The organism is Aromatoleum sp. (assembly GCF_032027225.1).
Lineage (GTDB): Bacteria > Pseudomonadota > Gammaproteobacteria > Burkholderiales > Rhodocyclaceae > Aromatoleum.
In genome coordinates this window covers 178,403-186,285 of the sequence record NZ_JAVSMM010000008.1, presented here as the reverse complement: position 1 = coordinate 186,285, position 7,883 = coordinate 178,403, and the positions used below count along the sequence as shown (strand labels likewise).

Genomic DNA, 7,883 nt, shown 5'->3' with positions numbered 1-7,883 from the left:
GCTTGAAGGCTTCGCTATGCGTTCGCCGACTCCGGCGCGGGATAACCACATCCATGGTGTCCACCATCGAAAATTAGTGGACACGATCTTCAATGGGCTAGGCGGCTGGGGGAAGGTGGGTTCGCCGGGTGCTTACGAATCAACCCACCGCCGTGACTTGCCTCGGTGCTTAGGGCAGAATCTATGTTCTTCGCGAGATAACGGAATCTAATGGACTTTGATCTGCTGATCGTGGGCGGGGGGCTTGCGGGCGCGAGTCTGGCGGTGGCGTTGAGGGGAAGTCGGTTGCGAATCGCCGTCATCGAGTTGAAGCCGCACGTTCCCGTTGTCGGCTGGGATTCTCGAATCTATGCGATCAGTCCGATCAACGCCGAGTTTCTCCGGGAAATCGGTGTGTGGGAGTACCTCGATGTCGCCCGTATTGTCCCGGTCCACCGAATGGCGATACGAGGCGACGCGGGAGGAAATCTCGAGTTTTCGGCATACGACAGCGGGCTTTCGGAGCTCGCGTGGATCGTCGAGTCGGGCCGCATACAACGCGAGTTGTGGGAGACATTGCGCAGGCAACATAACGTGACCTTGCTGACCGGAAATGCGCCGGTCGGACTTTCGATCGATGGCACGGGGGCCACGGTCGATTTTGCCAACGGGAAGAAAATTCGCGCCCGACTTATCGTGGGTGCGGACGGGGTGAACTCGTGGGTCAGGGATCGCGCTGCAATTCAGGCGCACTTCAGGCCTTACGACGAGGTCGGGGTCGTGGCGAACTTCCGTACGGAGCGGGAGCATCGCAATGTGGCGTATCAATGGTTCATGCGCGATGGAATCCTGGCGCTGCTTCCGCTCCCCGGAAAAATGGTGTCGATGGTCTGGTCGGCACGGAATGATTATGCCGGCGTTCTTCTCAAATTGGATGCGGAACTGCTTTGCCGCCGGGTCGAAGACGCCGCCGAACGGGTGGTTGGGCGTATGGAGTTGGAGACGCCTGCGGCTGGGTTTCCTTTGAAATTGATGAGAGTCGATACGACGGTGAAGGCAAGAGTCGCGCTCATTGGGGACGCAGCGCACGCAATTCACCCGTTGTCGGGACATGGAATCAATCTCGGTTTTCAGGATGCGAAGGCCCTTTCCGATTTACTCCAGGCGCTGCCTTCCTGGGGAGATCCGGGCGAAATTTCGACACTCCGAGCTTACGCCCGCCGTCGCGCGGAGGAGCCTTTCCTGACTCAATACACCGCTCATAGCCTGAACCGGATATTCAATTCGGAGAATCAGTTGCTGTCGGTGCTCCGCAATGTCGGGCTTAACCTCGCCGGCAGTCTGCCTGTCGTACGCGACGCTTTGACGCGCTACGCGGTCAGCGGGCGCTTTTGAATTTTGGAGATATCGATGTTCTCGCGCGCATTTCGTTTGGCGGCGATCGCCGCATCTTTCACCGCGGCAACGATCGGGGTGGCCCAGGCGGACGAGGCGGGTGTCCGCAAGGCAGTCGAAGGATTCATCGGCTCGCCGGCCGTTGAGTCGGTGACGAAGACTCCTTACGGCGGGCTCTATGAGATCGTCCTGAAGAGCGGCGAGCTTGTATACACCGATGAGAAAGCGAGTTTTCTCATCGACGGACGAATCATCGATACGAAGACGCGTCGCGATGTTACGCAGGCGCGAATGACTCAACTCTCGGCGATCGACTTCTCGACGCTGCCTCTGGACCACGCGATCAAGCAGGTCCGTGGCAGCGGTAAACGTGTGCTCGTGTCATTCGAGGACCCGAATTGCGGATACTGCAAGCGACTCGGCAAGGAGTTGACGCAATTGAAGGACGTGACGATCTACACATTCCTGTATCCGATTCTGAGTCCGGACTCGACCGAGAAATCGCGCGACATCTGGTGTGCGAAGGACAAGGCGAAAACATGGAGCGACTGGATTCTGGACGCCAAGGTGCCGGCAGCCGCGAATTGCGACAGTTCAGTCGTCGACCGCAACATCGCGCTCGGACAGAAGCTAAAAATCAACGGCACTCCGACGCTCTTCCTCGCCGACGGTCGCCGGCTCGGGGGATATATGCCAGCCGCTGAACTCGAGCAGGCGCTTGCTGAAGTCTCGAAATAACGGGGCGTTCTTGCCGATATCAGGTGCTCGCTTACCGGCCGCCGCTTTTTAGCGCGGCGCCTCGCCAGCGGGGAGCAGGACCCACATCTGCCCCTGCTGCCGCATTTTGCCGGCCAACGCCCCGGCTTCCGGTCCGAACCCCCAGAATAGGTCGGCCCGAACCGCGCCCTTGATGGCGCCGCCCGTGTCCTGGGCGAGCATCAGCCGGCGAAGCGGGCGGTCGGACATCGGCCAGGTCGTTGCGAGAAAGACCGGTGCACCGAGCGGGATGGTTTGCGGGTCGACTGCAATGCTCCGTTCTTCGGTGAGCGGTACGGCGAGCGCGCCGACCGGGCCTCCGGGGCTCGGTGGCAGTTCGCGGAAGAACACGTAGCTCGGATTCGCATTCAGCAATTCTGACAACCGTCTCGGGTTCTCCCGCGCCCAGTTCTTGATGCCCTCCATCGATGCTTTCTCGAGGGGCAGTTCCCCCTGTGCGACGAGCCAGCGGCCGATCGACTGGTAAGGATGGCCGTTCTGGTCGGCGTAACCGATGCGGACTTTCGAGCCGTCCGGCAGCTCGACGCGCCCCGATCCTTGCACCTGAAGGAAGAAGAGGTCGATCGGATCGGCTGCCCACAGGAGGGTCGGCGCGGGTACTTCGGGCATGCGGTCGAGTTCTGCCCGAGTCCAATACGGCACGACCTTGTTGCCGACGATCCTTCCGCGGAGCCGCAGGTTGCGTATCTCGGGATAAAGGTCGCCGAAGTCGATCGTGAGCATGTCGCGCGGCGCGCCATGGATTGGCCAGGGATATCTCTCGGATCGGGTCCGGCTGCCCTTGATCAGCGGCTCGTAGTAACCGGTGACGAGCCCGTTGCGGCTGCCGTCGACATTCACGACCGCCCAGGGCTGGAGGTGTGTCTCGACGAATTTGCGGACGACGGGAGCGGCCGGATTCCCGCCCAGTGCCTTTGCTGTATCGCAGAAGCTCTGCCAGCGTGGCTGCCGCGCGACGGCCTTGCAAGATTGGAGCAAGGCAGGCCATGCGCGCGCGTGGTCGTCCTCTGTCCAGCCGGGTAGGTCTCTCCAGTTCGCGGGTTGCAAAGGCTCGGCAGCGCGGGGTGGAGTGGGTTCGGCAGAGGGAGGGGCAGGGCAAAGCGGACAAACAGGACACGGCTGAATCGGCGGGCAGGCGCGTTCGGCCGAAGGTTGCGAGCCGGGTTCGATCGCTGGCGCCGACACGCGGGTCGCGCAAGCCGAGAGAAATCCGAGGGCGCCGAGGCACAGCAGGAGACGCATTCGGAAAGCCGTGGTATGCCGTTTCATCAGGGGGATCGGATAGACTCGGAGGCGGACCGGCGAGTATACCCGGCCGAGCTGGGGTTCCTGCGGGAGAACGGAATGTGGGTGATTTTTCTGGAAGCGGGCGTCGCGGTCGCGCTGCTGCTCATCATCGTTTGGGCAACGTGGCCGAAGCGCGGCGGCATGGCGGGAAAAGACAAAGATGAATGATGTAGCGAAGCTGATCGGGCGCGCCGAGCAACTGATCGAGCGAATCGAGAGCTTGCTGCCGGCTCCTCCGGTCGCTCCGGACTGGACTTCTTCAAATGCATTCTTCTGGCGGCGCCGGCAAGGACGCGGCATTCTGCTGCCCGTCACTCGCCCTCATTCGATCCGACTCACGGATTTATGCGATGTCGAGCAGCAGAAGGCGCGGATCGACCAGAACACGCGTCAGTTCGTCGCGGGCCGTCGTGCGAACAACGTGCTGCTCACCGGGGCCCGGGGGACCGGCAAGTCGTCGCTGGTGAAGGCGCTGCTCAATGAATACGCCGATCGCGGCTTGCGCCTGATCGAGGTCGAGAAGGACGATCTGACCGACCTTCCGGAGATCGTCGAACTCGTCGCGCCGCGGCCCGAGCGCTTCATCCTGTTCTGCGATGATCTGTCCTTCGAGGAAACCGAGCCTGCCTACAAGGCGCTGAAGAGTGTGCTCGACGGATCGATCGCGGCCGTGCCGGACAACGTCCTCATCTACGCGACGTCGAATCGCCGTCATCTGATGCCGGAGTACCACGACGAAAATCTCCGGGCGCGGCACCTCGACGGCGAAGTGCATCCGGGCGAGGCGGTCGAGGAGAAGATCTCGCTGTCGGAACGCTTCGGCCTGTGGGTCTCGTTCTATCCGTTCAGCCAGGACGAGTATCTGACGATCGTCGCGCACTGGCTCAAGGAGTTCGGGCTGGGGGCGACGGCAATCGCCGACGCGCGGCAGGAGGCGCTGCAATGGGCGCTGATGCGGGGATCCCGTTCGGGACGCGTCGCGTGGCAGTTCGCGCGCGACCACGCGGGGCGCTGCGAGTGACGGAATGTCGATGACCAAACGGGTTGAAGTTGCAGCGGGCGTGATCAGGCGCGAGGACGGCAAGTTTCTGCTCGGGCAGAGGGCGCCGGACACGTTCTATCCGGGGTATTGGGAATTTCCCGGTGGCAAAGTCGAGCCAGGCGAATCGGCTGCCGCGGCGTTGATCCGCGAGCTGGACGAAGAATTGGGGATCCGCGTGCGGAAGATCCGCCCGTGGCTGACGCGTGAGCACCGCTACGAACACGCTCACGTCCGCCTTCACTTCTTCGACGTCGCCGAATGGGACGGAGAAATCGTCGATCACGTCCATAGCGCGCTGTCGTGGGAGCCGGTCGACAACCCTTCGGTCACACCGATGCTGCCGGCGAACGGACCGATATTGAAGGCGTTGCGGATGCCACGGCTGATGGCGATCACGCAGGCGGCGGAAATCGGTGTCGAGCGCCAACTCGATCTCCTCGACGCCGCGCTTGCCGAAGGCTTGCGGCTGGTCCAGATTCGGGAGCCGTCGATGGCTGACGCCGAGTTCGCGTCGTTTGCGCGAGAAGTGGTGCAGCGGGCACGGTCACGAGGCGCACTTGCCGTGCTCAACGGACCGTTCGAACTTGCTCGCGCGATCGGCGCTGACGGCGTCCATCTTCGGTCGGCCGCGCTCGCACGTGCCGAAGAGCGCCCGCCGTTCGAGTGGGTCGGCGCTTCGTGCCACGACCGTAGCGAACTCGAGAGGGCGGCGGCGCTCGGCTTCGATTACGCGCTCCTCGGTGCGGTGAAGCCGACGGCGACACACCCGGGCCAGCCGTCGCTCGGCTGGGAGGGGGTCGGAAGACTGATCGAGGACTTATCGATTCCGGTGCTTGCGCTCGGAGGTCTGGCGCGCGCCGACCTCTCTCTGGCTCGGGACAATGGCGCCCACGGTATTGCCGGGATTCGCGGCGTCTGGCCTCAGTCGTCGTGACGCTCGTCGGCCGGGACGTCGTCGGAACGTCCGCCGTCGGGGACACGATAGTCTTCCGCCGCCCACGCGCCGAGATCGATCTGCTTGCAGCGTTCCGAGCAGAACGGCCGGAACCGGTTCTCGGGAACCCATTTCACCTTTGCGCCGCACTGAGGGCAGCTAACGGTGCGTATTTTGGTCATCGGAAGCGGCTTGTCGTCAGAGACTGCAAAAGGTGATTTCGAACGGCACGTCGCGTTCCACCTGTCGCGGCCTGATCACTGTTTCAGCCAGCATGAAACGGACATTCAACGCGTATTTGTTCGCGCTGATTTCGGGCACGACGGCTTCTGCCGGGACCAGCCGCAACCGCAGCATTTGCGCGCTGCGACCGCTCATCGTCAGCTGGAAGGTTCCGCCGCGCGCGACCTGCATTTCCGGTCGCCCGCTCGCACGCAGCAGGCGTAACACGATCGCCAGGCCTTCGCGGATCGGCATCATCGGGTGAATCCAGCCTTCGAGGTCCACCCGCCGCTGGTCCGGTTCCCGGTTGAGCCAGAAGTGGTAGGAAGGCAGATCGAACTGGCAGACACCGCCCGGAATCGACGCGCGGCTTCGAATCGCCATCAGCCACTCGTTTTCCCGCAGGTACTGCCCGATCTTTCCGGCCATCGCGAGCAGCGACGACGACGCCTGTTCGATTTCGTACAGGGCGCCCGAGAGCGCGTGTTCAGAAATTTCGGGGTTGTTGCGGAACGAGAGGAGGATCTGGCGCTGTCGTTCAAGTTCCTGCACGAGATCGACCTTGAGGTCCGCCCGGCCCGCCACCTCGAGCACCTCGAACAGCGTGAGCAGCGCCGTGTGGTGATCCTGAGGCGCGTCTCCACTGGAAAAATGGGCGATCTTGCTGTACAGATCCTCGAGGCGCAGGAGCGTACGGATGCGCTCGTTCAGAGGATATTCGTAGCTAATCACCGCATTGCGCCCGAAAAATGGCGATCTCCTGTGTGGGTGCGCGGATAATAGCACAGGGCAAAATGCCCGAATCCCCACAGAAACACATTCGACGTGAACATTCGCCGACCGCGTTTTCAGCGCGAGTTTGCACGATTCGATGCGGCGTCGAGGTATTTTTCGTGCAGCCGGTCCACCTGCGCGTGCAAGGTCGCAAGGCTCTTGCTGTTGTCGATGACGTCGTCGGCGGCAGCGAGCCGCTGGTCGCGACTGATCTGCGCCGCGATGATCGTTCTCACGCGCGATTCTTCGAGGCCGTTGCGCAGCATCACGCGCGAGACCTGCATTTCAACCGGGCAGTCGACGACGCAGATCCGGTCGCAACGCTCGCGATAGGACTTCGACTCGATCAGCAGCGGGACGCCGAGAACGACGTAGGGACTGCCGGCTGCGGCGATCAGTCGCTCGCATTCATCGGCGATGGCCGGGTGCAGGATCGCTTCGAGGCGGCGGCGGGCGTCGGGATCCGAGAAGGCGAGCTCGCGCATGGCGTTGCGGTCGAGCGCCCCATCGGGCGTGATCACGGCTTCGCCGAACGTATCGCGGATCGACCCGATCGCCGAGCCGCCCGGCGCGGTCAGTTGATGGGCAACTGCGTCGGTGTCGATCACGGTGGCGCCGAGGGCAGCGAAGCGGTCGGCGGCGGCGCTCTTGCCGCTGCCGATGCCGCCGGTGAGGCCGATGATGTAGGGGCGGATGGTCATGGTGTGCATTCGCTTCGGGTTGCGCCGGCGCGGGCCACTGCCCGCGATTTCCCCAGCGTGGCGAGCGCCGCGGCGGGGCCGCGAAACTCGATCCTATGGACGGTTGCGGTTCGCGGGGCGACCCCCGCCTCGCGGACACCCTTGCTGCGCAGGAAGGCGAAATGCTGCTGCGCCTTCGCCTCGGTCTTGAAGAGTCCGAGCGACACCGCGAACCGGTTCGGGCCGGGCTCCTGCACGATGAAATATTCGGTGACGCCGAGTGCGCGCAGCTCCTCGATCCTGCGTTCGGCTCCTTCGCGCCCGCCTTCGGCGGGAATCCGCACCCACCACGCGGTTGGCGTGCTGGTCGTGCTGCGACGGACATCGAGGTCGGGTTGCGCCGATTGCACGGAGGCGATCAGCGCGTCCGCTTGCGACTCGGCCATGCCGGAATAGGCGACGCAGGCCTGGGGGACCGCAAGTTTAGGAGGCGAGAGCGGAGCTGCTGCCACGGCGGCCGAAGCGTCGGGCGTCGCATCGGTCGGCGGGCCGGGTTGTTCGGCGGGCGCAGGCGACGGGGGAAGCGCCGGGGCCGGCGGCGGGGCGGGCGGGGGCGCCTGCGTTTGCGCCGTGATCCCCGGCTCCTCCGGTGCGTGGAGCACGATGCGCTCCGGATTCAGCTGATTGCTGAGCCGTTCCGGTTCACCCCGTGCCGAGGGCGTGCCGAGCCAGCCCTGCGCGGACGCCAGCGCGAGCAGGTTCAAGAGCACGAGAACGATGAACAGCAGACGCA

At 63.7% G+C, this 7,883-nt stretch carries 9 protein-coding genes; 4 read left to right on the top strand and 5 right to left on the bottom strand.

Features of this window, described 5'->3' with window-relative positions; translation table 11 throughout:
- Positions 1–210: 210 nt before the first annotated feature.
- Positions 211–1,374 (top strand): UbiH/UbiF family hydroxylase, encoded by a 1,164-nt coding sequence (locus tag ROZ37_RS11395; protein WP_312659468.1) that lies wholly within the window; start codon positions 211–213, stop codon positions 1,372–1,374.
- Positions 1,375–1,389: 15 nt separating this feature from the next.
- Positions 1,390–2,112: a DsbC family protein gene (locus tag ROZ37_RS11390; RefSeq protein WP_312659467.1), complete on the top strand. Its 723-nt coding sequence runs from the start codon at positions 1,390–1,392 to the stop codon at positions 2,110–2,112.
- Between the two features lie 48 nt (positions 2,113–2,160).
- Here ROZ37_RS11390 and ROZ37_RS11385 read toward each other — a convergent pair whose 3' ends face one another.
- Positions 2,161–3,393, bottom strand: a complete 1,233-nt coding sequence (locus ROZ37_RS11385; RefSeq protein WP_312659466.1) for an MltA domain-containing protein — start codon at positions 3,391–3,393, stop codon at positions 2,161–2,163.
- A gap of 205 nt (positions 3,394–3,598) precedes the next feature.
- Between ROZ37_RS11385 and ROZ37_RS11380 the strand changes: the two genes are divergently transcribed.
- Both ROZ37_RS11380 and ROZ37_RS11375 read left to right on the top strand, forming a co-directional pair.
- Entirely contained in the window at positions 3,599–4,459 is an 861-nt protein-coding gene (locus ROZ37_RS11380; protein WP_312659465.1) for an ATP-binding protein, read from the top strand.
- Positions 4,460–4,469: 10 nt separating this feature from the next.
- Entirely contained in the window at positions 4,470–5,414 is a 945-nt protein-coding gene (locus tag ROZ37_RS11375; protein WP_312659464.1) for a Nudix family hydrolase, read from the top strand.
- Here ROZ37_RS11375 and ROZ37_RS11370 read toward each other — a convergent pair.
- The 4 genes from ROZ37_RS11370 to ROZ37_RS11355 form a co-directional block, all read right to left on the bottom strand.
- A complete protein-coding gene (locus ROZ37_RS11370) occupies positions 5,402–5,596 on the bottom strand; it encodes a DNA gyrase inhibitor YacG (protein ID WP_312659463.1) in 195 nt (64 codons plus the stop codon). The two genes, ROZ37_RS11375 and ROZ37_RS11370, sit on opposite strands and share 13 nt — an antisense overlap.
- Before the next feature lie 16 nt (positions 5,597–5,612).
- Positions 5,613–6,368: a cell division protein ZapD gene (zapD, locus tag ROZ37_RS11365; RefSeq protein ID WP_312659477.1), complete on the bottom strand. Its 756-nt coding sequence runs from the start codon at positions 6,366–6,368 to the stop codon at positions 5,613–5,615.
- Between the two features lie 116 nt (positions 6,369–6,484).
- Positions 6,485–7,111, bottom strand: a complete 627-nt coding sequence (gene coaE / locus ROZ37_RS11360; RefSeq protein WP_312659462.1) for a dephospho-CoA kinase — start codon at positions 7,109–7,111, stop codon at positions 6,485–6,487.
- Complete coding sequence (locus tag ROZ37_RS11355) at positions 7,108–7,860, bottom strand: SPOR domain-containing protein (RefSeq protein WP_312659476.1); 753 nt, start codon at positions 7,858–7,860, stop codon at positions 7,108–7,110. The genes coaE and ROZ37_RS11355 overlap by 4 nt, the downstream gene beginning before the upstream one ends.
- Positions 7,861–7,883: the final 23 nt, after the last annotated feature.

Excerpts from the sequence above, each read along its gene's own strand:
- ROZ37_RS11395 (WP_312659468.1), top strand. The coding sequence starts at position 211 with ATGGACTTTGATCTGCTGATCGTGGGCGGGGGGCTTGCGGGCGCGAGT.
- ROZ37_RS11390 (WP_312659467.1), top strand. The coding sequence starts at position 1,390 with ATGTTCTCGCGCGCATTTCGTTTGGCGGCGATCGCCGCATCTTTCACC.
- ROZ37_RS11385 (WP_312659466.1), bottom strand. The coding sequence starts at position 3,393 with ATGCGTCTCCTGCTGTGCCTCGGCGCCCTCGGATTTCTCTCGGCTTGC.
- ROZ37_RS11380 (WP_312659465.1), top strand. The coding sequence starts at position 3,599 with ATGAATGATGTAGCGAAGCTGATCGGGCGCGCCGAGCAACTGATCGAG.
- ROZ37_RS11375 (WP_312659464.1), top strand. The coding sequence starts at position 4,470 with ATGACCAAACGGGTTGAAGTTGCAGCGGGCGTGATCAGGCGCGAGGAC.
- ROZ37_RS11370 (WP_312659463.1), bottom strand. The coding sequence starts at position 5,596 with ATGACCAAAATACGCACCGTTAGCTGCCCTCAGTGCGGCGCAAAGGTG.
- coaE (WP_312659462.1), bottom strand. The coding sequence starts at position 7,111 with ATGACCATCCGCCCCTACATCATCGGCCTCACCGGCGGCATCGGCAGC.